The sequence below is a fragment of the Cryobacterium sp. TMS1-13-1 genome, from assembly GCF_004403125.1.
Taxonomy (GTDB): Bacteria; Actinomycetota; Actinomycetes; order Actinomycetales; family Microbacteriaceae; genus Cryobacterium; species Cryobacterium levicorallinum.
Genome location: NZ_SOGX01000014.1, coordinates 1 through 24647, shown reverse-complemented (window position 1 = coordinate 24647; position 24647 = coordinate 1). Strand labels below are relative to the sequence as shown.

Here is a 24647-nt window from a genome sequence, read left to right as displayed (position 1 = left end):
GCGTCGAACGACAGCAACGCGACCTACCAGTTGCTTGGCACTGCCCCTTCGGGAACAAGATCCGGGCGCTCCACCGTGCTGGTCAACTCGACGACAGAATGGTCGTGGGCGGCCCGCAAGATGGCGTCCATGATCTCCAGCACGTGAAAAGCCAGCTCGGCCGACGCTCGGTGTGGTCGATCGGTCGCGATCGCCCTGGCCATGTCGGCGAGGCCATATCCGCGCCCGGCGTCCGCATACCCGGCCTCCGGCGACACCTCGCGCCACTCGCGATCGTCGCTCGTGAACAGCTCGGTCACGTCGCTGAAACGGTTCGGGTCTGGCACCGCGATCGTGCCAAGGGTGCCGTAGATCTCGATGCGCGGCAGCCGGGCCGCCCAGACGTCGAAGCTCATCATGATGGTGGCGGTGACGCCGGAGGCGTGCTCCAGCAGCGCCGACACGTGCGTGTCGACATCCACTGTGATGCTCGTGCCCTCGAGCGGGCCGGTCGCGACGGTGCGCTCGCGGCCGGAGCGACCAACGCTTCCCGACACACGAACGACCGGTCCGAGCAACGAAACAAGGGCGCTCAGATAGTACGGACCCATGTCGAAGAGCGGCCCGCCGCCTTCCGAATAATAGAACTGCGGGGCCGGATGCCACAGCTCGTGCCCCGGCGCTGTCCAGAAAGCGGATGCCGCCACCGCAGTGCCGATGCGGCCAGCGTCGAGCAGTGCACGGGCGGTCTGCACGCCAGTGCCCAGAACGGTGTCCGGAGCCGATCCAACTCTGAGCCCCCGTTCGCTGGCCAACTTGAGAACGGGCGCCGCCTCGGCGGGATTCAACGCGAGGGGCTTCTCCCCGTACACGTGCTTCCCCGCTGCCAGCGCGCGCAGGGCCACCTCGGCGTGCGCCGCCGGAATGGTGAGATTCAGCACCGCGTCTACGCCGGGCGAGGCAATGAGCTCGTCAACGGTCAGTGCCAGCACGCCCTGCTCTGCGGCCACGGTCGCTGCGCGAGAAGCATCCAGATCTGCAACCGCCACAAGCTTAAGTCCGGGGAGCTTGGGAAACTCGGCGAAGTACTGCTCGCTGATCTTTCCGACGCCGATTATTCCTATTTTCAACGGGCCGCCCATAGCAGTCCCCTCTCGATCATGGTGCGCACGCTGTCGTGCTGCAGAATATCGACCCGGTGCCCTGGCGTGGAGACGAAGATCCGCCCCTGACCCCACTGTCTCGTCCAGATCGCGGGGGACGTCACCGGTCGACGCCACGGATCCCACGGGCGCACGGCCTGCGTCGTCGTGGCCAACACGTCGTTATAGTCGTCGTGCAGCACCCAGTACTGCTCGCTGACGAGGTCGAAATCCTCGATGCCTGCGGTGATCGGGTGATCGGCAGCGGCGGGCAGCATGTTGACGCGGTAGGGCACGTAGTTGTCGGACTGTTCCCCCGTTCGCTCGGCGGGTGCCTTGCCGGGGTGGGCCGCGAATTGACCGCCGATGAGCTGAAGGTAGTCAACATTGTTGCGGTACGAATCGGCGATGCCGCCGTGCCAGCCCCCGAGCCCCGTTCCGTTTTCGATCGCCGCCCGGAGTCCGGCAAATTCGTTCTTTTCAATCGTGGTCATGGTGTTCGTCTGCACGATCAGGTCGACCGTAGCCATGTACTCGGCATCAGCGTACGTCGCGGGTGATTCCTCGACCCGCACAGTGAAATTGTTCGTCTCGAGAAACGGAATGAAGAGGTCCGTCGTTTCGATGGGTTGGTGGCCGTCCCATCCGCCGCGCACGACGAGCGCATGACGGGGAGCGGATGCTGTGGGGATTGCGGGGGTCATAAAGTCCTTCGTTGAGTGCGATAGAGCGCCATTGCTTTTCCTCATGCTGTGGGTTGGATGACTATTGAAAGGTAGGGATCCAGACGCTGCCCTCGGTGGCGCTGCGCTCGGCCGCGTCGAGCACACGCTGCACCTGAAGACCGTCGGCGAACGACGGTTCGGGGGCGCGATGCTCCGCAATGTCGAACACGAGATCGCGAACCTGGTGCGAGAATGGGTGCTCGTAGCCGATGGTGTGGCCGGTCGGCCACCACGCTGACACGTACGGATGCTCCGGCTCCGTCACCAGGATCCGGCGGAAACCGCGCAGACCGGCCGGGTCGGTTTCGTCGTAGAAATCGAGCTCGTTCATGCGCTCGAGATCGAAGGCCAGCGCACCCTGAGATCCGCTGATTTCGATGCGGAAGGCGTTCTTGCGGCCGGTGGCGAAGCGGGTGGCCTCGAAGGTGCCGATCCCACCGCCGCTCAGGCGCGCTGTGAACAGGGCAACGTCGTCGACCGTGACCGCGCCGCGCTCTGTCGACGCGACGCCGCCGAGGCCCACCGCTTCGCCGAGCAGCGGCCGTTCGGTGACGAAGGTGTGCAGGGCGCCGCTGACGGCATCGAGGGTTTGGCCGGTGATGAATTGCACAGCGTCGATAGCGTGCGCACCAATATCGCCGAGCGAGCCGGAGCCGGCCAGCGTTTTATCCAGGCGCCACGTCATCGGCCCCTCGGCATCGACCAGCCAGTCCTGCAGGTACTGGGCGCGCACCTGGCGAATCTCACCGAGCCGGCCCTCCGCCACGATTTGGCGGGCAAAGGTGATCGCCGGAACGCGGCGGTAGCTGAAACCCACCATTGAGCGGATGCTACGCGCGTTCGCCGCGTGGGCGGCATCCGCCATGCGCGCAGCGTCAGCGATGTTGTTGGCCAATGGTTTCTCGCACAAGACGTGCTTGCCGGCCGCCAGCGCCGCGATCGCGATTTCCGTGTGGGTGTCGCCCGGTGAGCAGATGTCCACCAGGTCGATGCCGGGGTCGTCAACAACGCTCCGCCAGTCCGTCTCCGCGTGTGCCCAACCAAATTTCTGCGCGGCGGCAGCTGTACGGGCGGCGTCCCTGCCCACGATGGTGTGCATTATCGGTTCGAGGGGAAGGTCAAAGAAGTGTGGAGCTACTCGCCACGCCTGCGAGTGGGCGGCCCCCATGAAGCCGTAGCCGATCATCGCAACGTTGAGCTGTGGCATCCGCGTGACTCCTTCGTCCGGTGGCAGCAGCCAGATGACCGCCAAGACCAAGATATACATGTCGCAAAGCATTACGCAACATGTAGTCCATGGATAGGAAACCTTTCGTTCTTAGCCATTAAGCTGCGCCGTGCTTCCGCGGTGCACGAGGTTGACCGCGAGATCGAGCCTGATATTCTCGGCGTGACCGTTGGTTCGCAGCTTGAGCACGAGCCTGGTGGCTTCCTCGGCCATCTCCACAAGCGGCTGACGCACGGTGGTCAGGGCAGGGTCAACCCACGAGGCCACGGGCAGGTCGTCGTACCCGACGATCGATAGGTCGCGCGGGACCTGCAGCCCGAGCGCTCGAGTCGCGGCATAGAGCCCGATCGCCTGCAGGTCACTACTGGCGAAGATGGCGGTCGGTCGGTCGGCCTGCGCGAGAAGCTCGTGCCCCCTGGCCACGCCGGACTCTCGGCCAAAGTCACCGATTGCCACGAGGGCGGGGTCGAACTGGATCCCGGCCGCCTCCAGGGCAGACCGGTAGCCGGAGAGGCGAGCAAGTGAACACAGCATGTCCTCCGGACCGGTGATGATGCCAATTCGTCGATGCCCGAGTTCGATCAGGTGACGCGTGGCCAACAGCCCACCCGACCAGTTAGCCGACCCGATCGACGGGACGTCCGGGGCGGGGTCTCCGGCCGGGTCGACCACGACAAACGGTATGTTGCGAGTGTTCAGCTGACGCTTGTGGTCGTCGGAGAGGTCAGAGAAGACCAAAATCACCCCGAGTGGTTGGCGCTGCAACACACCCTTGATCCAGTCCGGCGACGGAGAGTGGCGGTCCCCACTCTCAGTGAGAATGACACTCAGGCCGTTCTGCCGAGCCACCCGTTCGACACCGCGAATGAGTTCGAGCGACCAGATGCTGTCAATGTTGTTAAAAACCAGCTCGATCAGGGTGCTGTTTGACTGCTCGGATCCACGCCGGTTGTAACCGTGCGATACCAACAGATCTTCTACCCGCACTCGAGTCGCTGTCGACACCCCGGTTCGGGCATTCAATACCTTGGAGACCGTGGACATCGACACGGATGCATCGTGGGCAATTTGAGCCAGTGTCGCGCGGCCATCTCCTTGGTTGAGAAATGTTTCCTGAGTCATAGAGCTAACTCTAATCAGTGTGATGAGCGCGCTGGTCAGTTCAATCTCGGTCAGATCCAAGCTTGCGTTCTCCCGGACGCGGATGCCGTTACTTCGCCGTTCGGATTGCCGCGACATCCCGGGCAAACCCGGCCAGGTCGCGTGAAAGCTCGCCGGCATCGACCAGGCCGTGAAGGCGGCGCCATGCAGCCCTGTGCGCAGTCTCCCACTGCGTCGGGAGCAAGGTTGCGCCCTCGGGTCCGGAAACAATGACAGAACCGGGCGCCGCCGATACCGGGCTCGGAAGCTCTACCTCGACCGAGGTCTCCGACTGGAGAATGCGGAGCGTGGCCGATACCGGACCCGAACTCGAGAGGATGGCCGAGAGGCTAGCGGATGCACCGCCGACCAGATCCGCGAGCGCGTCGTATCCGCGTGAATTCTTTCGCGCGAACCGGAGCCGACTGATCGGACTGACAACCGTTCGAACAAGGGACAGTTGATTAAGCAGCACGCGCTCGATGTCGGACCCGAGGGGCACGTTTACCCGTGCTTCGATAAAGCCGTCAGCATCACAATGCTCGACGAACGCATCCGCACTAGCGGCCACAGCCGGGTTGTGTGTCCAGGTCGCGTCGATAACCACGGGTACACCGGCGGCATCCGCTTGTTTGATCAACGCCACGACGTCGAAGGCCACAGGGTCGACTATGAGCACTCCACGAGCGCCCGATTCGATGGCGTGCTTCGCAGCATCCACCCACCCGTCCCCACCGGCGATGCCGACCAAGTCTGCTGCAGCGAATGCTTGGTGCAGCGACACCGGAAGGGACGCTATCACCTGGGCGATATCTCCCGCCTTGTCTGCGGCGGATGAAGCAGTCACAGCGAACTGGGTTGTCATGCTGCTGCACCTACTGCAGTCATCGCGTTTCGCACGAATTCCGATGCCCGGTCAGCGACTTCGACGGCAAAAGTCAGGTCGTCGATGAGTATCGTGACATCGAGTGGATCAGCCGTACCGCGAGCCACGGCGGCCAGATATCGCCATTCTCCCTCGTACCCGTTGTAGGAGTAAGGACCGTACACCTCGGACCGGTTGCCACGACGAAGGACCGCCGTCGCCGACCCCGCCTGCACATACGACGGGGAGAAGTCGATCCGCAGGGATACCTGGTCACCGATGGCTTCGAAGATCCACTCCGGCCGCCAGGAGTTGGTGTTCACGCCGCGCACCTGCACATTTTGGTCGCCGATGCGGAGATTGACGAGATAGCCAGACGGGGAAAGTACTTGCGCAGACAAGACCTCCATGTCGGTGAAATCCGGACAAAATGAGCGAACGAGCGGAAGGTCATGGATGGCCAGTCCCATGATGCCCCCGCGCATCATTCCCGCTGCGACTTCCGGGTCGGTACGGTCGCGCTGCTGCGCCACCGGTCGCGTAATGATCTCGGTCGCGAAATCTTCGAAGCGGGAATTCGGAGGCAGCACGATCGAGTATCGGATGGTATGTGCAATGTCTACGAGATCGCCCCAATTGTCTTTGGCGGCGAGCCATCCCGGGTCGAAGGTATGCATGGCCCCGACAATGATCGGAACACCCGTCTCGATGGAAACTTTCGCGATCTCCTCCGCCTCACTTTGATTCATCGCGAAGGGCTTCTCGCACAGCACTGCCTTCTTGCCCGCACGGCAGGCAGCGATAACCTGCGCGGCATGAAACTGATGCGGACTGCACACGACGACGATCTGCACACGGTCATCGGCAAGTAGCTCGTCGACATCTGTTGTCCAGTCGGCCCCAACTCGGCCCGCGACGGACTGCGCTATGTTCGCGTCGACATCCATGATGTGAGCGATATGAAGAACGTCTCGAAGCCGCGCCAAGGTCGGTATATGGATGGCCTGCGTAACCGGGCCAGCGCCCAGAATACCTACGCCGAGGGTGGATTCGGTCATGTTTACTCCGTTGTGGTGTGGTGGTGCCATCAACCGATCGGGATTGGCAAAGCGCCAAGCGCACAACAAAGCCGCAGGGCTGGGACAGGCGATCCTCTGTCGATGAGTGACCCGCTAAAAGTATTCCGTCATTCACCTTTTGCGCAATGAACCTCAGAGAGATAAAGATATTTTCGTATTTTTTTTGGCAATATTCCCCTAGGCTCTGGTCAACCCCGGAGATTGCTGCCGGTGCTTTCAATCAGGTCGATGATTGTTTTCGCCCGTGCCGGAAGGACCTCGTAGTTAAGTACGCTCCGAACCAGTTGCGTTTTTTCGACGTGACGCCTTCAAAAGTTTTTGTTCAATGACGAATGAACGATGTGCAGGCTCTGCCTCGGCCATCGGAAGGGAAACAACTCATGGCATCACAATTTAGCGGCGTCGCATTCACCAGGCGCGGATTCATCGGCGTCGCCGGCGGCCTTGCCGCTGCGGGGCTTCTCGCTGCGTGCACTTCCAGCGAGGGTGGTTCAGGCGGGGTTGCGTCAGGCGACGGCGAGATCAAGTTTTGGAATATGCCCTGGGGTAACACCGAATTCAACAAACTCGACGAACAAATTACCGGCGACTACGTTCCAACGGCCGGAATGGGCGCGGCGAGCTACCAGATCATCCAATGGGCGAACTTCACCCAGACTTTCTCGGCGGCAGTCGCGTCCAACACCGGCCCGGCAGTGAGCTCGGGCGGCGGTACCCAGGCGTTCCAGTTCGAGTCGCAGGACAAGATCGCCTATGCGGACAATCTGATTGAGAGCTGGAAGGCGAACGGGCTCTACGACGATTTCCTCCCAGGCCTCATCGACACCATGAAGGTGGAGAAGGGCTACGCCGCCGTTCCGTACAACCTGGACATGCGTGTCATGTGGTACAACAAATCGTTGATGGAGAAGGCTGGAGCTAAGCCACCAACCGATTGGCAAGGCTATATCGATGCCGCTGCAGCGTTGAAGAAAATTGACGTCTACGGGTATGGCACGGCCGCCGGGGCGGGCTCCTTCACCGGCAGTCACGTCCTCACCGGCTGGATGGTTAACAACGGTGGCGGCCTGTTCGATGAAGAGCAGCAGCCGAATTGCGTAACACCGGCGAACATTGAGGCCATGGAATTCGTGCTCGAGATGGTAAAGAAGGGCTACGTTGACCCGGCCAGCGTCACCTACACAAGCGCGAACGCGGACAGCCAGTGGGCGGCAGGTGCATTCGGCCTCGGCTTCGACGGCGGCGGTCTTGCCGCGAATGTCGGTGGCGACGTTGGTCCTCAACTCGTCGTTGGCAGTCCATTGACCAGCCCAGCGGGCACGAAGGGGTCACTGTATTTTCCGAACAACATCATGATGTACAAGAACAGCCCGAGCCAGGAGGCTTCCGAGGCCTTCCTCACGTACTACTACCAGAACATGAAATCGCTCTGGACCGAAGGAACCGGCATCGGCCTGCCCCCGCTCAAGTCGATCACCGAGACACCCGAGTTCAAGACCAACGCGAACAACGTGACAATCATCAATGAGTGGCAGCCCATCGCCCGCACCTGGGCGGCGCCCGGGGGTGACGCGTTGTTCCTCGGCGTCACCGCGGTCGATGGAACTCCCGCGATGGAGACGTTCACACAATCAATCCTTGGTGGCAGGACGGACGCCAAATCGGCTCTCACCGCCCTGCAGACCGCTATCGAGGCCAGCCTGGCTTCTTGACACGATTCGCTCGGCAGCAATAGAGAGGAACGCAAATGTCGACGAACACGCTAACGGATCGGCTTCAACGCGCTCGTAGCGGCGTCGGTGTATCTGGTCCGGGGATGGTCCCCTCCCGTCTGGGCAAGAAACGCATCAACGCCAGAAACTGGACCCTCTTGGCTTTTGCCGCGCCGGCGCTATTCCTGCTCGTGCTGCTCAACCTGTATCCAGTCATCTACGCCGGCATCCAGTCCGTGCGCAACGGCGATCTGATTGATGCAGGCAATTTCGTGGGGATCACGAACTACCTGAATGTGCTCACGGATCCAAGTTTCTGGACTGCGACACGGTTCACCGTGATTTTCACCCTGACCGGCGTCTTCGGGAGCTGGCTGATCGGGCTCGGGCTCGCGCTGCTACTACGCACCAAGGTCCCAGCAGGAGGAATATTCAAAGTACTGCTCCTGCTGCCCTGGGTCGTCCCCGTCGTCGTGTCGGCGACATCCTGGAATTGGCTCGTTGCCACCCCGCAAAGTCCTCTGCCGATGCTGGCGGACGCACTCGGGCTCGGCAACGTGCTGTTTCTTGCCAATCCCGTACTCGCGCAGGTTACCGTCTGCGTCTTCAAGGTGTGGGTAAGTTTTCCGTTCATGATGATGATGATGTCCTCGGCGCTCGCTTCCGTGGATGTAAATGTGTACGAGGCAGCCAAGGTCGACGGTGCGACCAGCTGGCAGGCATTCAGACACATCACCATGCCGTTGATCTCCCGATCGACCTACATCAGCTGGATCCTGATGACGATCTTCTGCGTCAACGACTTCCCCACCATCTTCCTCCTGACCGGTGGCGGTCCAGTCAACGCAACAACCTCGCTCGTCGTGATGGCCTACAAGACCGTATTCCTCAACTTCCAAACCGGCCCCGGTGTTGCAATCGCCTTCGTGATGACTCTGGTACTGGTCGTAATCTCCGTTCTGTTATACCGCCAGATTCGAAAGGTGGACGTCGAGTGAGTACCGAAACAGTGAGCCATCGGCTGGTGACAGTCACCGCCACAACGACGGCAAAGAGACCGGACCAGAGCCTGCGCGGGCAGTGGTGGCGTTTCCTTCTGGTGCTGACCATCACGTTGGTCGTGCTGGTGCCCATAGCGGCGGTGGTCATGCTTTCCCTGCAGCCAGCGCTGGGAAGTACATCCACAGCGTCGTTCACCCTCGAGAACTTCGCCACCGTATTCGCGGAGACGAACGTTAGCGCTTGGATGATGAACAGCCTGTCGGTAACGCTCGTTACCGTGCTGATCTCGGTGCTCGTGGCGGCGCCGGCTGGCTATGTACTCTCCCGCGGGCGCAATCGGTTGGTATCCGGATTTTCGCTCGTGCTCTTCGTCGTGCAGTCACTCCCCGTCGTGACCGCGGTCATCCCATTGTTCATCCTCTTCGCCAAGATCCAACTCGTCGATAGCCTGGCCGGGATCACGATCATCTATGTCGGCTCAACGATGTCGGTGGCGATCTGGATGATGGCTGCCTACTTCGACTCCATCCCGATCACTCTCGAAGAAGCCGCCTGGATGGATGGCTGTTCGGTGTTCGGAAGCTTCACCCGCATTGTCCTGCGCAACTCGCTGCCCGGCGTTTTGTCAACAGCGATCTTCTCCTTCTTGCTCGCCTGGAATGACTACCTGATCGCTGTCGTGTTTCTGCGCTCGAACGAAAGCTTCACCCTGCAAATTGGCCTGCAAACGTTCTTTCAGCAGAACGCGACGAACTGGGGTCTGGTCATGGCCGTTGCCGTCATCATGATGCTGCCCCCCGTTCTCCTGTTCGCCTTCCTGAACAAGTACTTCAGTGTTGGAGGTATCGGAGGCTCGCTCGCCGGTCGGTGAGCCATCCGCCCGCGGCCATAACGGATGCTGCAGTGTCGTGAAAAGCGGGTGGTGACTTGCGCCCACGACCGTGTTTACCGACGCGGCGGGTCGGGTGTCAACGGATTCGCCGGTGACTACCAGCTCAGTGTTGGGGCCGACTTCGACGCAAAAGACACAGCCCCCCCCCCCCGATTGGTGATCAGTCCTCCGGAAAACAAAATTCGCGTCACCCACCCTGCGAGAAGCTGTCCTCGCCGTAGCGAGTCAGCAGGGCACGACACTCAAGATCAGTGCGTTATTTGACAACCGCGCGCCTAACGACTAACTGGCTCGCTCGCCCCGAGGGCGGCGAGCTCGCTGCGGCGCGGCATGCCCTCCCAGTCGCCGGGAACCAGGCAGGCGTAGGCGCCCACGGTCACTGCGGTGGTCAGCCGGGTGGGCACGTCGCGGCCGAGCAGGTAGTCGGCGAGGTAACCGGCAACGAAACCGTCCCCGGCACCCACCGTGTCGACCACCGTCGTGGGAATGGCCGCCCGCTCATATTCTCGGCCCTGCACCACCGCGACGGCGCCGCGCTCGCCCAGTTTCACTACGGCTTCCCCCGCCCCGGCCTCGATCAGCCGATGCGCGAGAAGCAGCGGTGTCGCCGCCTCGCCCACCGCGATGGCCGCCTCGTCGTCGCCCGCGAAAACCAGGTCAACCAGCGGCAGGATGAGCCGGTAGACGGCGCCCGCCTGCTCGGGCGACCACAGTTTGCCCCGAAAATTGAGGTCGAATGACACGGTGACTCCGGCGTCCCCGGCCACCCGGATTGCCTCGAATACGGCGTCAGCAGCGGTGTCAGAGAGCGCGGGCGTGATGCCGGTCAGGTGCAGCAGGGACGCCGAGCGAATGAGTTCCGGGTCGATGTCGTCTGGCCCAAGCCGCGACCCGGCATTGCCGCGACGGTAGTACCAGACGCGGGTATCCCGGCTCGTGCGGCGCTCCTTGACCATGAGCCCCGTCGGTGCCTCCGAATCGCGGATTCCCACCACCCGCACGCCCTCTGCGCTGATTTCGCGCAGCACGAGGTCACCGAGGGAGTCCTCGCCCACCCGACCGATCCAGGTGACCGGCGTGCCAAGGCGTCGCAGCGCGATGGCTACGTTGCTCTCTGAACCGCCAATGCCCACGGTCATGGCCCGGGTATGCTGCAGCGGCCCAAAGGTGTCTGCGCTCATCAGGGCCATCGTTTCGCCCAGGGTCACAACCGAGGGAGCGACGGATGCGGCGCTCATCGCTGCGCCAGGGCATCCGCTGCGAGGCTGGTCACTCGCTGCGCCCGTTCGGCGAGCGCCACGAGCGACCCACCTTTCAGCGCGTCGCCCACGAGCGGGCCGCCGAGACTCACGGCGAGGGCACCGGCGTTCAGCCAGCGCGGAATGTCTTCGAGGCCGATCCCGCCGGAGGGAACGAACTCCAGGTCGGGAAACGGCCCGCGCAGGTGCGAACCGTACTGCGGCCCCACGGTTTCGGCCGGGAAAATCTTCACGGCGGTGGCACCGGCGGCCCAGGCGCCGTAGAGCTCGGTGGGCGTCAGCCCGCCCGGGAACACGGGAATGCCCTCGCGCACGGCGAGCGCGATCACGTCGAGGTTTACGATCGGGGTCACGAGATAGTGCGCCCCGGCCGCGATGGCGAATTCGGCCTGCCGCACGGTCACGATGGTTCCAATCCCCACTTCGACGTCGTCGCCCACCCGCGTGAGCAGGGCGGGCAAATGCTCGAAGGTGCCGGGTGTGCTGAGTGTGAGTTCGATCGAGCGCACGCCATTCACGGCGAGCGTGTCGACCACGGGGTCGTAGTCGGTCGCGGCGCTCGCGCGCAACACGGCGATGATCGGATGCTGGCGCAGTCGGGCGGATGCCGGCACGCGGGCCGGCGACGGGGCGAGGGTCACGATGACTCCTGGGTTTGTTCTTCACGGGGGTTGAAACTTGGGACGGCACTGGCCGTCGACCGACGAACGATGAGTCGGGTGGGGACGCTGCCGGTCTGGTGCGTTTCGGGGTTGAGCACAGCGGCCGCAGCAAGGGCGCCAAGGGCTCGGCTGGAGCTGTCGACGGTGGTCAGCGCCGGCCAGGCGAGCCCGTCTGGGAGGGAATCGTCACAGCCGATCACGCTGATTCGGCCCGGAACATCGATGCCGCAAGCGCGGAGCGCCGCGAGCACTCCGAGCGCGACCTGGTCGTTGAAGGCGAGCACGGCAGTGGCCCGGTCGGTGTCGAGGCCGGTGCCCGCCGCGAGCCCGGCCGCGAAGTCGGGCCGCTCGATCCCCACGATGGTTAGGTTCAACCCGAGTTCGCCGCAGACCCGGATAAGTGCGGCTCGTTTCTGGCGCGCCGACCAGGAACGGACGGGTCCGTCGAGATAGGTGAGCCTGCGGTGGCCGAGCGCGTGCAGATGGGTGACGGCCGACGTGAAGCCGGCGTCCACGTCAATGACCACCTGGCTCAGCCGAGGCGGCACGACCACGCCGACATCGAGCCGTCGGTTGGCGAGCACGACCGGCAGCCGGCCGGCCGCGGCCACGATCTGTTCGTCGGTCAGCCGGCTGGAGGTGAGCACGAGGCGATCCACCTGGGTGGACATCTGGCGCACCAGGGCGTACTCGCGGTCGGGATTCTCATGGGAATCGCCGATCACAATGCCCATATCGTACGCGCCAACGAGCGATTCGAGTTCGGCCAAGAAAGAGGTATAGAAGGGGTTGGTGATGTCGGGAAAGATCACACCGATGTTGCCGGTCGTACCGGTCACAAGGCCGCGCGCCAGTCGGCTCGGGGTGTAGTCCAGTGCAGCGGCTACTCGCACGACGCGGTCTTTGGTCGCGGCTACAACGGCATCGGATCCGCTCAGCGCTCGAGACGCGGTGGCGATCGACACCCCGGCGGCCTCTGCTACCTGTCGAATCGTCGTAGCCACTTGACCCGTCCGTCGGAAAGAATGAGAATAGGGAATGAAATCGTTTACATTCACCCTATAGCAACCACAAGGATCCCGCCAGATGCCCACCAGAGTCCTGCTCCGCGACGTTGCCCTGCACCTGAACGACCGGGACGAGGTGGCTGTCGCACTTCGAACACTTGCCGCTGGCACGCTCATCGACCTCGGTCCCGGAAGAGCGGAACTTACGATTCCCGCCGAAATTCCGCGCAGCCACAAGTTCGCTCTGGCCGCCATCGCCGCTGGCGCACAGGTCCATAAGTACGGGCAATCCATTGGCCGTGCGACCGCGGCGATCGCGGCTGGCGAGCACGTGCACAGCCAGAACCTCGGCATGGACAACACCGGGCGCACCCACGAGTTCGGCACCAGCCGCACCGCCCTGGCTGTGCCGAACGAGCCGATGCCCACGTTCCTCGGCTACCCGCGCGCCGACGGCCGGGTGGGCACTCGCAACTACGTGGGCATTCTCACCTCGGTGAACTGCTCCGCCACCGCGGCAAACCTCATCGCGGAGGCCTTTCGTGGTTTCGCGCTCGACGAGTTCGAGAACGTCGACGGCGTGATGGCCCTCACACACCAAAGCGGATGCGGCCTGGTCCCGACCAGCGAGGGCGCCCAGGTTTTACTGCGCACCCTGCACGGCTATGCCGCCCACCCCAATTTCGGTGGCCTGCTGGTGGTGGGACTCGGCTGCGAAATGGTTCCGGTGGAGTCACTCGTGACGGGCTACGACCTGCCGAGCGACACTCTCGTGTCCACCATGAATATCCAGGGCGAGGGCGGCGTGCGGGCCACGGTCAAGGAGGGCATTGCCCGCATCCGCGCCATGCTTCCCGAGCTCAATAAGCGAGGCCGGGTTCCGGTTCCGGTCTCCGAACTTGTACTGGGTCTGAACTGCGGCGGTTCAGACGGCTTCTCGGGCATCACCGCGAACCCGGCCCTCGGAGTGGCGTCTGACCTTCTCGTGGCCTATGGGGCAACATCCGTTCTGGCCGAGACTCCAGAGGTGTTCGGCGCGGAGCACCTGCTCACGAGCCGCGCGGTCTCGCCCGTGGTGGGGCAGCGGCTGCTCGACCGCATCGAGTGGTGGCAGGGCTACGCAAAGCAGGGTGGGGGCAGCCTCGACAACAACCCCTCCCCCGGAAACAAGACTGGCGGGCTGACCACCATTTTGGAGAAGTCCCTCGGCGCCGTCGCCAAGGCCGGGCAGGCCGACCTGTCCGCCGTGTATGAGTACGCCGAGCGCATCACCGAACGCGGCCTCGTCTTCATGGACACCCCCGGATACGATCCAGTTTCGGTGACCGGCATCATCGCCGGTGGCGCCACGGTCGTGTGCTTCACAACCGGCCGCGGCTCAGTGTTCGGCTCCAAGCCCACACCCTCGATCAAGCTCGCCACCAACTCGGAGACGTTCAACCGGATGCCCGATGACATGGACCTCAACGCGGGCCGCATCGTCGACGGCACGGCCACCCTCGCCGAAGTCGGGGCCGAGATCTTCGACCTGATCATCCGAGTTGCGTCGGGCGAACAGACCGTGAGCGAAGAACTCGGCGTTGGCCAGGAGGAGTTCATCCCCTGGCAGTTCGGCACCGTCACCTGAGGCGCGGACCACGGTTCCCTGCATCCCCCGCGAGGTGCCACCTTTTGCCCCATCACCAGCTCTCATGGGGCCAAAGATGGCACCTCACCTGAGGGGCGACGCCCCCAAGGGGCCGAAGGTAGCACCTCGCGAACGACGCCTCTCGCTACCAGTCGTGCATGGTCCCATCGCGCTGCAGGCGGTTCACCGGCAGGTACGCGGGCGTGTAGTCGAAGGTCGCGGCGAGCGCCTCGTCATACTCGACCCCGAGGCCGGGGTTGTTGCCCGGGTGCAGCAGCCCGTTCTCGAAGGTGTAGCTGGTCTGGAACACCGAGAGGGTGTCCTCTGAGTGCTTCATGTACTCCTGGATGCCGAAGTTGTGAATTGCCAGGTCGAGGTGCAGGGCAGCGGCCTGGCCGACCGGCGAGATGTCGGTGGGTCCGTGGAATCCAGACTTGATCTGGTAGATCGCCGCGAAGTCGATGATCTTTTTGAGTGCGCTGATGCCGCCGGTGTGGGTGACGGCGCTGCGCACGTAGTCGATGAGCTGCTCGGTGATCAGGGTCTGATAGTCGAAGACTGTGTTGAAGATCTCGCCGATGGCGAGCGGCGTTGTGGTCTGGGCGCGCACCCGGCGTAACGCTTCCTGGTTCTCCCCCGGGGTGCAGTCCTCGAGCCAGAACAAGTCGTAGGGCTCGAGTGATTTACCGAGGATGGCCGCCTCGTTCGGCGTGAGCCGGTGATGGCCATCGTGGAGCAGCGGCAGGTCGTAGCCGAACTCCTCTCGCACGGCCGCGAAAATCGTCGGGATGTGGTGGAGGTAGGCGCGACTGTCCCACTCCTCCTCGGTGGGAACCGAGCTGCGCTTGGCGGGTTCGTAGTCGTAGCGCTCGCCGGGCTTCTGGTTCGTGGCCACACCGTAGACCTGGCCGAGACCGGGCACGCCCGTTTGCACGCGGATGGCCTTGAACCCCTGGTCGAGGTGGTTCTGAATGGAGTTGAACAGCGACGGCAGATCCGAGCCGGACGCGTGCCCGTAGGCGAGGGCGCCCGTGCGGGAGGCCCCACCGAGCAGTTGATACACCGGCTGGCCGGTCACCTTGCCCTTGATATCCCAGAGGGCAACGTCCACCGCGGCGATCGCCGCCATCGTGACGGGCCCGCGACGCCAATATGCCCCGCGGTACAGGTACTGCCAGGTGTCTTCGATCGCCTGCGGGTCGCGGCCGATCAGCAACGGCACGATGTGCTCCTGCAGGTAGGCCACCACCGAAAGCTCACGCCCGTTCAGGGTGGCATCGCCAAGTCCCGTCACGCCGTCCGACGTGGTGATCTTCAGGGTGACGAAGTTGCGGCCGGGACTCGTGACGAAGACTTCTGCGTTTTCGATGACGCTCATAATGCGACTCCTTCTGGTAATACAGCTACTGGTGTGATGCCATCGGATACGTCGTCGCGGCGCGCGTACGCCGCCAGCGGCAGGGTGTAGGCGAGGTCGATGGCAGTCTCCGTCGCCTCGTCGAGGGTGAGTCGGTGTTCGGCCACGAGCCCCGCGAGGTAGCCGGCGTCGATGCGCCGGGCGAGGTCGTGCCTGGCCGGGATCGACGCGAACGCCCGGGTGTCGTCGACGAAACCGCTCGTGTTGTAAAAGCCGGCTGTCTCGGTGACGAGCTCACGGAACCTCGCCATGCCTCCCGGCGAATCGAGGAACCACCAGGGGGCGCCGAGTCGCACGGACGGATAAGCACCCGCAATCGGGGCGAGCTCCCGCGAATACACGGTTTCGTCGATCGTGAATAAAATGATGCGAAAACGTGGGTTGAGGCCGAAGGCGTTGAGCAGCGGCTGCAGCCCGCGAGTGTAATCCACCGGGCGGGGAATGTCGAATCCGTTGTCCGGTCCAAAAGCGGCGGAGATCTCGTCGGAATGGTCGCGCTGCACTCCGGGGTGCAACTGCATCACGAGGCCGTCTTCGACCGACATGCGAGCGCTCTCGAACAGCATGTTGGCTGCGAAGGCCGCGCCGGTGGCCGCATCGACCGGCCCGGTCAGTGCTTTGGCGAAGATGCGCTGGGCATCCGCTGCCGACAGCGGGGTGGTGTCGGCGGTGAGGTGGCCGTGGTCAGTGGCCCGGGCGCCGGCCGCCACGAATGCGAGGCGGCGCTCCTGCACGGCCACGAGGAAACTCGCGTAATCCGTGATCTCGGTACCATTGCGGGCGGCGAGCGAGCGCACGGAGGCGCGCCAGGCTGCGCGATCGGGGTAGAAGATCCCGTCGGGCCGGAAGGTGGGAACGACGCGCTCGCCCCAACCGTCTGCGGCGAGCGCCGCGTGTTCGGCCAGGTCGGAATCCGGCGCATCCGTTGTGCTAAGAATCTCAATGTTGAAACGGTCAAAGAGTGAGCGGATGCGAAATGCCGGCGTTGCCAGGGTGGCCGACAGCTGGTCGTAAATCGCGTCAGCCGTGGCGGCAGAGGGCTCCTCCGTAATGCCGAAGACCTCCACCAGCTCGTGTTCCATCCAGTACCGGGTGGGGGTTCCCCGAAACAGCTTCCAGTTCGCGCAGAAGCGCCGCCAGACGAGGCGGTGGTCGGTCTCGTACGGGTCGCCGTTCAGGGGCCGAACGCCGAGATCTTGTTGACGGTAGCCCTGGGACACGAGCATGCGTACGAGGTAGTGGTCTGGAATGATGAACAGTTCGGCCGGGTCGCCGAAGGCATCGTTGCGCCGGATGGCCCCGGCATCGATGTGCCCGTGCATCGAGACGATCGGCAGTGCGGCGACGCTCTGGTAGAGCTCACGGGCGATCGAGCGCTGGGTCGGTTCGGCCGGGAGCGCCCGGTCAGGGTGAAGTTTCCATGGCGTTTTGGCCATTTTCTGCCTCCTCGTTGAAACAAAATGAATGTTGTTGCAGTCGGTCGAGCCTGATGAACACGTCGTTGCCGGGTCCGCTGAGACCACTATATGCACGTAAATAGAGCTAGCGGAACGGTCGCGGGCGCCATCAGTGCAAACTTTCTCCCGTTATAAAACTGAGACTTGACGAAACACTGAAAAGGTTTGCAGAATGTAGCCACGGTCCGCAAACGCTCGGACCATTACACAGGGTGGTGGTGAGCATGGTCGTGACTATTCGCGATGTGGCCCGCGCCACCGGCGTATCGATCTCAACGGTCTCGCGGGCGCTGGCTAACCCGGATCAGGTCGCCGAGGCTACGCGCCTCCACGTGCAGGAGACGGCACGAACCATGGGCTACCGACCGAACCGCGCTGCCAGGGGACTCGTCACCGGCCGCACCGGAAGCATCGGCCTCGTCGTGCCCGACCTCGAAAACCCGTTCTTCGGCTCGATCTGCAAGGGAGTACAGGCCCGCGCCCGCGCCGCCGGCTACGCCGTATTCATCGCCGACACCGACGAAGACCCTCTTCTCGAAGACGAAGTCGTGCGCAGCCTCACCAAACAGGTCGACGGCGTCATCCTCTGCTCGCCCCGCGGAACCGACGAGGCGGTCGGCCGCGTCGCCGAGGAGAGCTCGCTCGTTCTCGTGAACCGCACCCTGCCCGGAGTACCCTCGATCACCTTCGACAACGGCGGCGGAGCCCGCGCCGTCATGCGGCACCTGGTGGCGCTCGGTCACCGCACGATCGCGTATGCGGCCGGCCCGATCACGTCATGGTCCAACCGGGAACGCGATGTGGCCCTGCGCGAATTCGCCGAACAGTCCGACGAGGTCACGCTCATCGAACTGGGCAACTTTTCGCCGGTGTTCTCCGGCGGAACCCAGGCGGCGGACCTCGCGCTCGCGAGCGGAGCAACGGCCATCGTGGCCTTCAACGACCTGGTCGCCGCCGGGCTCGTCGATCGACTGCGACACCGCGGTATCAACGTACCCGCCGACATCAGTGTCACCGGATTCGATAACGTTCCCATGTCCACCCTGGTCTGGCCCAACCTCACGACCGTTGATTTTCCCCGGATCCAGATGGGGCGCGCAAGCGTCGACGCACTGCTCGACGCCGTTCTGGGCCGTTCAACGGTGCCACGCCCCAATCTCGAGATTCCGGTCGAACTCGTCGTGCGACAGTCCACCGGCGTCGTGCCTGCCAGCCCGGCGGCATCCACTCAATCGGCAGTGACCCCAGCTTCCAAACGCAGCCGTTTGGTCCGAACAGAAGGAATGAAATCGAAATGAGAGCTTTCACCCGCACCTATGTCACAGCGGCAGTCGCCGTGGCTGCCCTCGTTCTCACGGGGTGCACCGCACCGAATTCCGGTGCGGCGCCGGCAACTCCGGCCGCCAACGCCTCCGATGTGCCCGACAAACCATCCGCCCCCGTGACGTTGAACATTCTGGACGTGGCCGGCAACCAGAAGCTCACCGGCCCCATGGTCGACGCCTTCGTGGCAGCGAACCCCGACGTGATCTCCGCGGTCACCTGGGAGAGCGCCGGCGCGCCAGACCTCGTGGGTTCCATCAAACCTCAGGTCGACAGTGGCAGCCTGTCCATCGACATGGTCATGACCGGAACCGACGGACTGTCTGCCGGTATCGGCCAGAACCTCTGGGTTCCGCTCGTCACCGACTACGGCGACCGTTTGTCGAACCAGGAAGATTACATTGAGCCCGCCGCAAACATGCAGAAGCTCGCCGAGGGCTTCGGCGTCGTCACGACCTACTACCCGTCCGGCCCGCTGCTGCAGTACGACCCCGCCGTGGTGACCGACGTTCCAACCACCCCGGAAGAGGTTCTCGCCTGGGCGCAGGCCAACCCCGGCAAGTTCGGCTACGCCCGTCCGGCCAACTCCGGCCCCGGCCGCACCTTCCTGCAGGGCCTGCCGTACATCCTCGGCGACTCCGACCCGACCGATCCCGTGGACGGCTGGGACAAGACCTGGGCGTACCTGAAGGAACTCGGCCTCACCATCAACAACTACCCCACCGGCACCGGCCAGGTCATTACCAACATGGCCGACGGAACCTGGTCCATGATCCCCACCACGACCGGCTGGGATATCGAACCCCGCGCCACGGCCAAGATGCCCGCCAGCATTGAAGCTGCCCCGTTCGACGACTTCACCTGGGTAACGGATGCCCACTACGCGGTCGTCCCCCAGGGCCAGACCGCTGACAAAATGTCCGCCATTCTGCTGTTGCTGCAGGACATTCTCACCCCGGAGACCAACGCCATGGCCTATGACACCGGCTATTTCTACCCGGGCCCGGCCATCGAAGGCGCCACTCTCGACAAGGCGCCCCAAGCCAGCCAGGACGTCATCGCCGAGTTCGGCCGCGACTGGTACGACGACCTGATCGAGGAGATGCCCAAGGCAGCTCCGCTCGTGCCTGCCGCTCTCGTGCAGGCATTTGACATCTGGGACCGCGAAGTCGGCTCGGGAAAATTTGAGGCGAAGTAACTCATGACACGGTCGACCAATACATTTGATACCCTCGAACTGAAGAACGTCGGTCGCAGTTTTGGCGGCCAGAATGCGTTGGTCGACCTCAATCTCACGGTTCGGGCGGGCGAGTTCATCGCCCTGCTCGGACCGTCGGGATGCGGCAAGTCCACCGCACTCAACTGCCTTGCCGGCCTCCTCCCCCTCACCCACGGTGAAATCCTGATCGACGGCAAGCGCATCGACGTGCTGCCCTCCGAGAAGCGCGACTTCGGCATGGTCTTCCAGAACTACGCGCTGTTCCCCCACTTGTCTGTGGAGAAGAACATCGCGTTCGGGCTGCAGATGCGCAACCTGCCCAAGCCTGAGATCGCCCGGCGCGTGGCTGAGGGCCTGGCCCTGGTGAAGCTGCAGGAACAGGCGAAGAAATTGCCGGGCCAGCTGTCCGGCGGCCAGCAGCAGCGCGTTGCCATCGCCCGCGCCGTCGTGCTCGAACCGCGCCTCGTTCTCATGGACGAGCCACTCTCCAACCTCGACGCCAAGCTGCGCCTGGAGATGCGCACCGAGATCCGTCGCCTGCACCAGTCCCTCGGACTCACCACCATCTACGTCACCCACGACCAGGAAGAGGCCCTTTCCCTCGCCGACCGGCTCGTGGTTCTGCGGGAGGGCCGGGTGCAGCAGGTCGGCACGCCGGAGCAGCTGCACGACAACCCCGCCAATTGGCACGTCGCCGATTTCATGGGTTACCGCAACATCGTCGACCTTGACGTCGAATCGGTCGTGGGCGACCTCGCCAGAGTCTCCGGCCGGGGCATCTCGATCATGGCAACCCTGGCCCAGCAGGCGGCCATCGGTGACACGGTTCGCGTAGCCATCCGTCCCTCCGACCTGGTAGTTGCCGGGCCGGATACACCGCCCGGTCGCGATACCGTGCAGGCCACCGTGAACGTGGTGGAATACCAGGGGCGCGAGTTCGCGGTCGAGGTCACGACCACCCAGGGCCAGAATCTGTTCGTGCACGCCTACACCGCGCTCGTTCCCGGTTCGACCGTACAGCTCACCGTCGATCCGTCCCGAGCGCTCATCTACCGCACGAGCCTCGACGGAGTCGACGCGCCCCGGGAACTCTCGGCGGTGCGATGATGACATCCGCGACCAATACGGGCTCGCGGGCCCGGGGCTCGGCCAGCCTCAAACACCGGCTGGCCGAACGCGGAGTCGACACGAAACTATTGTTGCTCGTGCCGGCCATCGTGTTCGCGCTGCTGCTGTTCGTGTACCCCTTCGCCTACGGCATCGGGCTCACCTTCCAGCCGCTCGCGGCCACCCAAGAGCAGTGGGGCGGCGGATTCTTCGCCAACTACGTGGCGTTCTTCAAGGACGCGTTCATCTTTGACTCCGTCTGGATCACGCTGCGGCTCGCCCTCCCCGCCGCTTTGTTCAACGTGCTCGTCTCGATCCCGATCGCGTTCAAGCTCCGCAGCAAATTCCGTGGCAAGCGGATGCTGCAGACCTTGCTCGTGCTGCCCATCACGCTGGGTACCGTGCTCACAGCGCAGGGCCTGTTGATCTTTGCCGGGCGTCAGGGCTGGCTCAACCGGTTCCTTCTGGAAAACGGCATCATCGACCAGCCGCTCCAGCTCGTCAACAACTACCTCGGCGTGATGCTGTCCCTGATCATCTCCGGCTTCCCGTTCGCGTACCTGCTGATCTCGTCGTATCTTTCCGGAATCGATCCCTCGCTCGAAGCGGCGGCAAAGACCCTCGGTGCCAACTGGAAGCAGCGCTTCCGCCGGATCACGCTGCCGCTGCTCGCGCCCGGACTGGCCACGACGTTCATCCTCACGTTCGTGCTCGCGTTCAGTGTGTTTCCGTCGGCCCGGCTAGTCGGTGACGCCTCGGGTGAAACCCGGGTGCTCGCTCTGATGGCCTACCGGGCGTTCTCGGAGCAGCTGGATTACAGCATGGCTTCCACGATCGCAATCATGATGGGGGTGGTGGAGCTCATTGTGATCGCGTTCGTGTTCCTGGGCCGCTCCTTCCTCTACAAGGGTTCAACGGGAGGGAAGGGCTGATGTCCAACTCACGACTTAAAGCTGCTCCGCCCACCGAGGTGGTCAACATCGTCAAGAACCGCAACCGCGGCAAGCTGGCACCCGGTGAGAAGTCCCTCGTGGCCTCACCCGGAACCTGGTTCGTCTGGTTCGGCATCGCCGCGTTCTTCATCTTTCTGTTCGGCATCGTGCTCAGTGTGCTCGTCGACTCGCTCGGCAAGCCCTGGTTCAACACCTGGCTGCCGGAGAACTTCACCCTGGGCTGGTACCAGGAATCCTGGGCCCGATTCGACCTGACGCACATCATCGGGGTCACGCTTCTGGTGGCCGTCTCCGTGATCGTCATCTCGGTCATCATCGGGGTGCCGGCCTCCTACGTGCTCGCCCGCAGTAACTTTCCGGGCAAGAAGCTCGTGATGCTGCTGTTCCTGCTGCCCATCCTGATTCCGCCGATCACCTTCGGTATTCCGCTGGCCACCGTGATGTACAACTTCGGCCTCGGCCGCACCGTGCTGGCCGTCATCCTGGTGAACCTCGTGCCCTCCGTGCCGTTCGTGATTATCACGATGACGCCGTTTATCGAGCAGATCAACCCGTCAATTGAGAACGCTGCCCGCATGTGCGGCGCGAGCATGTATCGGGTCTTCACCAAGATCCTGGCTCCCCTGCTGATCCCGGGAATCCTGGCCGCAAGCATCCTCGTTCTGGTTCGAACGGTCGGCATGTTCGACCTCACCTTCCTGGTGTCCGGGCCGAGCTCTGACACCCTGGTGGTCGCCATCTACCGGGCGATGACGAGCGCCGGCGGCGGCGAGGCCCGACAGCTCATCTCCTCGATGGGCGTGATCTACACGGCGATGATGCTGCTGATTCTGATCATCGCCCTCCGTTTCATCAATCCCACCCAGCTGGTGGCCCAGGTCAAGGACTCCCGTGAAGACTGACTCAACCAGCACACTGGAGCGACTCTCGCTCGAAACATTGCGCGGCGGGCATCCGGTGGGAACTACCGGCCCACGCGTCGCCCCTGGCGCGCTCACCATCGGGATCGTGCACTTCGGAATCGGGGCCTTCCACCGGGCGCACCAGGCCGTCTTCACCGAAGACGCCGCCGCGGCCAGTGGCGACACCCGCTGGGGAATCCTTGGTGTCACCGGGCGAGCCGATTCCGTGGTCCGGCAGCTGCAACCGCAGGACTGCCTCTACGGCGTGCTGCAGAAGGGCGCTGAGGCCACCTCGCTGCGCATCGTGGGTACGGTTCGCGACGTGGCCTGGCCGGCTCGGGACTCCGAGAAAGTCGTCGCGACCCTCGCCCGTGCGACGACCCACATCGCGACGCTGACGATCACGGAAAAGGGCTACCTGCGCGCGGGCGACGGCATCGACCTGGGCCTTGCCGTCGTGCAACAGGATCTCGCCCTGATCGAGCGGGAGCTGCTCGGCGAATGCGACCTGCCGGCATCGAAAAGTCCGATCGGGCTGCTCGTTCGCGGCCTCGCCCGGCGCTTCCGCGGGGGCGCCGAGCCGTTTACGGTGCTCTCCTGCGACAACCTCGTCAACAATGGCGCCTTGACCCGTGCGTTGGTGTTCTCGCTCGTGGAAGCGCTGGCGCCGGGCGCGGGGCGCGACGAGCTGCAGGCGTGGCTCGCGGCATCCGTTTCTTTTCCCTCGAGCATGGTCGACCGCATCGCCCCGGCGACGACAGCGGCCGACCGGGCCGAGGCGCTCGGGCTACTGGGCCTTCGCGACGAAGCTCTCGTGGTGGCCGAGCCCTTCACGCAGTGGGTCATCGAAGACGACTTCGCCGGGCCGCGGCCCGCTTGGGAAGAGGCCGGCGCGATCCTGACCACTGACGTGACTCCATACGAGCGCGCCAAACTGCGTATTCTCAATGCGACGCACACCCAGCTCGCCTACCTCGGCGCCCTCAAGGGGCATGCGACCATCGCGCAGGCGATTGCGGACCCGGCTCTTCGTGCGGTAGCGCGCAGCACGATTGACGCAGATATCCTGCCGACCCTCGACGTGCCGTTCGGGCTCAACCTTGAGGAGTATCGGGACAGTGTGCTCGAGCGCTTCACCAACCCGAACCTGCCGCACACCACGCTGCAGGTGGGCATGGACGGTTCCCAGAAGTTGCCCACCCGCATTCTCGGCACGGCGTGGGACCGCTTGAATGCCGGCCACAGGCCCGCGGGGCTCGCGCTGACCGTGGCCGCCTGGATCACCTTCGTTGCATCGACTCTTCAAACGGATGGCCCAACCCTCGACGACCCGCTCGCCACCCGGCTGCAGCAGGCCGTCGCGTCCGTCGATGCCGCGGTGACGGAGCCGGCCGCCCTCGTGGACCGGTTCTTCGCCCTGGCCGAGGTCTTTCCGCCGGAGGTCAGCGCGTCGACTGAGTTTCGGGCTGCCGTCGTGGACCAGCTCGGTGAGGTGCAGCGGCTGGTGCGCACCTCGGCCTGAGCCGCGGCGCATGATCTGGGCCAGGCGCAGGCGTATCCGGCCACCGCCGAGTTCGCCATGCACCACGACGCACCCGATTCCTTCGGCCACTTCGTGACTGCAGTCCGGGTGCTTGGCGCGCATAACTCCTGCAATTTGGAATCGGCGCGCGATGTCAAGCTGTGTGGAGTCACTTGGCTTAGTTTTTGACGTTTTTGTCGGGACGATGATTGATCCCGACGATGCCGGCTGGGGCTGGGGTCGTGCGCGGAACCGTTCTGGATGCTTGCGGTGGTATCTCTGCAGAGCGAGGTCGCGCGTGAAATGGGTCCGTCGCCACGAGCCATCGTGGACTTCCTGCGGCGAGAACAACGCGATGCCGGAGTGTTTGTGGCTGGTGTTATACCAAGGCACGTAGTCGTTCAAGTGGTCGCGAGCGGACTCAAGGC

Annotated in this window: 21 protein-coding genes; 10 read left to right on the top strand and 11 right to left on the bottom strand. The window is 63.8% G+C overall.

The genetic code is table 11. The annotated features are described in order from the left end of the window. Positions 1-23 precede the first annotated feature (23 nt). The 6 genes from E3T31_RS14245 to E3T31_RS14220 all read right to left on the bottom strand — a co-directional run bounded on the left by E3T31_RS14245 (position 24) and on the right by E3T31_RS14220 (position 6137). Complete coding sequence (locus E3T31_RS14245; RefSeq protein WP_134469592.1) at positions 24-1121, bottom strand: Gfo/Idh/MocA family protein; 1098 nt, start codon at positions 1119-1121, stop codon at positions 24-26. After that, positions 1106-1825, bottom strand: coding sequence for a ThuA domain-containing protein (locus E3T31_RS14240; RefSeq protein ID WP_134469591.1), 720 nt, complete (start codon positions 1823-1825; stop codon positions 1106-1108). Before E3T31_RS14240 ends, E3T31_RS14245 begins: the two co-directional genes overlap by 16 nt. A gap of 61 nt (positions 1826-1886) precedes the next feature. Next, positions 1887-3032 carry a Gfo/Idh/MocA family protein gene (locus E3T31_RS14235; protein ID WP_134469782.1) on the bottom strand — a complete coding sequence of 382 codons (1146 nt, stop codon included), beginning with the start codon at positions 3030-3032 and terminating at the stop codon, positions 1887-1889. 132 nt (positions 3033-3164) lie between these two features. Continuing rightward, complete coding sequence (locus E3T31_RS14230; RefSeq protein WP_134469589.1) at positions 3165-4196, bottom strand: LacI family DNA-binding transcriptional regulator; 1032 nt, start codon at positions 4194-4196, stop codon at positions 3165-3167. 88 nt (positions 4197-4284) lie between these two features. Next, the gene (locus E3T31_RS14225; RefSeq protein ID WP_134469587.1) at positions 4285-5079 is read right to left on the bottom strand and encodes a hypothetical protein; all 795 of its coding nucleotides are present in this window, start codon (positions 5077-5079) and stop codon (positions 4285-4287) included. After that, a complete protein-coding gene (locus E3T31_RS14220) occupies positions 5076-6137 on the bottom strand; it encodes a Gfo/Idh/MocA family protein (RefSeq protein WP_134469585.1) in 1062 nt (353 codons plus the stop codon). Before E3T31_RS14220 ends, E3T31_RS14225 begins: the two co-directional genes overlap by 4 nt. A 353-nt stretch (positions 6138-6490) precedes the next feature. Between E3T31_RS14220 and E3T31_RS14215 the strand changes: the two genes are divergently transcribed. The 3 genes from E3T31_RS14215 to E3T31_RS14205 are packed head-to-tail and all read left to right on the top strand — an operon-like array spanning position 6491 to position 9743. Further along, positions 6491-7870: an ABC transporter substrate-binding protein gene (locus tag E3T31_RS14215; protein WP_241978000.1), complete on the top strand. Its 1380-nt coding sequence runs from the start codon at positions 6491-6493 to the stop codon at positions 7868-7870. 35 nt (positions 7871-7905) lie between these two features. After that, positions 7906-8868 carry a carbohydrate ABC transporter permease gene (locus tag E3T31_RS14210; RefSeq protein WP_134469583.1) on the top strand — a complete coding sequence of 321 codons (963 nt, stop codon included), beginning with the start codon at positions 7906-7908 and terminating at the stop codon, positions 8866-8868. After that, positions 8865-9743 carry a carbohydrate ABC transporter permease gene (locus E3T31_RS14205; protein ID WP_241977999.1) on the top strand — a complete coding sequence of 293 codons (879 nt, stop codon included), beginning with the start codon at positions 8865-8867 and terminating at the stop codon, positions 9741-9743. The genes E3T31_RS14210 and E3T31_RS14205 overlap by 4 nt, the downstream gene beginning before the upstream one ends. 296 nt (positions 9744-10039) lie before the next feature. Here E3T31_RS14205 and E3T31_RS14200 read toward each other — a convergent pair whose 3' ends face one another. From E3T31_RS14200 to E3T31_RS14190, 3 genes are read right to left on the bottom strand one after another with little or no spacing between them, the layout of a single operon-like run. Further along, positions 10040-11002 carry a sugar kinase gene (locus tag E3T31_RS14200; protein WP_134469581.1) on the bottom strand — a complete coding sequence of 321 codons (963 nt, stop codon included), beginning with the start codon at positions 11000-11002 and terminating at the stop codon, positions 10040-10042. Further along, the gene (locus E3T31_RS14195) at positions 10999-11664 is read right to left on the bottom strand and encodes a bifunctional 4-hydroxy-2-oxoglutarate aldolase/2-dehydro-3-deoxy-phosphogluconate aldolase (RefSeq protein WP_241977998.1); all 666 of its coding nucleotides are present in this window, start codon (positions 11662-11664) and stop codon (positions 10999-11001) included. Before E3T31_RS14195 ends, E3T31_RS14200 begins: the two co-directional genes overlap by 4 nt. Further along, entirely contained in the window at positions 11661-12689 is a 1029-nt protein-coding gene (locus tag E3T31_RS14190) for a LacI family DNA-binding transcriptional regulator (protein WP_166788514.1), read from the bottom strand. Before E3T31_RS14190 ends, E3T31_RS14195 begins: the two co-directional genes overlap by 4 nt. A gap of 82 nt (positions 12690-12771) precedes the next feature. Between E3T31_RS14190 and E3T31_RS14185 the strand changes: the two genes are divergently transcribed. After that, positions 12772-14319, top strand: coding sequence for a UxaA family hydrolase (locus E3T31_RS14185; protein ID WP_134469577.1), 1548 nt, complete (start codon positions 12772-12774; stop codon positions 14317-14319). Between the two features lie 145 nt (positions 14320-14464). Here the strand turns inward: E3T31_RS14185 and manD are convergent, their stop codons facing one another. Both manD and uxaC read right to left on the bottom strand, forming a co-directional pair. Continuing rightward, positions 14465-15697 (bottom strand): D-mannonate dehydratase ManD, encoded by a 1233-nt coding sequence (manD, locus tag E3T31_RS14180; protein ID WP_134469575.1) that lies wholly within the window; start codon positions 15695-15697, stop codon positions 14465-14467. Then, positions 15694-17172, bottom strand: coding sequence for a glucuronate isomerase (gene uxaC, locus E3T31_RS14175; RefSeq protein ID WP_134469573.1), 1479 nt, complete (start codon positions 17170-17172; stop codon positions 15694-15696). The genes manD and uxaC overlap by 4 nt, the downstream gene beginning before the upstream one ends. A 245-nt stretch (positions 17173-17417) precedes the next feature. On the opposite strand from uxaC, the gene E3T31_RS14170 reads away from it, so the two are divergent. Genes E3T31_RS14170 through E3T31_RS14145 form a run of 6 tightly spaced genes read left to right on the top strand, consistent with a single transcriptional unit; the run spans position 17418 to position 24219 of the window. After that, positions 17418-18491: a LacI family DNA-binding transcriptional regulator gene (locus E3T31_RS14170; protein WP_134469571.1), complete on the top strand. Its 1074-nt coding sequence runs from the start codon at positions 17418-17420 to the stop codon at positions 18489-18491. After that, entirely contained in the window at positions 18488-19714 is a 1227-nt protein-coding gene (locus E3T31_RS14165) for an extracellular solute-binding protein (RefSeq protein ID WP_134469569.1), read from the top strand. Before E3T31_RS14170 ends, E3T31_RS14165 begins: the two co-directional genes overlap by 4 nt. Positions 19715-19717: 3 nt before the next feature. Next, entirely contained in the window at positions 19718-20842 is a 1125-nt protein-coding gene (locus E3T31_RS14160) for an ABC transporter ATP-binding protein (RefSeq protein WP_134469567.1), read from the top strand. After that, entirely contained in the window at positions 20842-21774 is a 933-nt protein-coding gene (locus E3T31_RS14155; RefSeq protein ID WP_241977996.1) for an ABC transporter permease, read from the top strand. Before E3T31_RS14160 ends, E3T31_RS14155 begins: the two co-directional genes overlap by 1 nt. Beyond that, positions 21774-22697 carry an ABC transporter permease gene (locus tag E3T31_RS14150; protein WP_134469563.1) on the top strand — a complete coding sequence of 308 codons (924 nt, stop codon included), beginning with the start codon at positions 21774-21776 and terminating at the stop codon, positions 22695-22697. The genes E3T31_RS14155 and E3T31_RS14150 overlap by 1 nt, the downstream gene beginning before the upstream one ends. Further along, positions 22687-24219 carry a mannitol dehydrogenase family protein gene (locus E3T31_RS14145; protein WP_241977994.1) on the top strand — a complete coding sequence of 511 codons (1533 nt, stop codon included), beginning with the start codon at positions 22687-22689 and terminating at the stop codon, positions 24217-24219. The genes E3T31_RS14150 and E3T31_RS14145 overlap by 11 nt, the downstream gene beginning before the upstream one ends. Positions 24220-24647 lie beyond the last annotated feature (428 nt).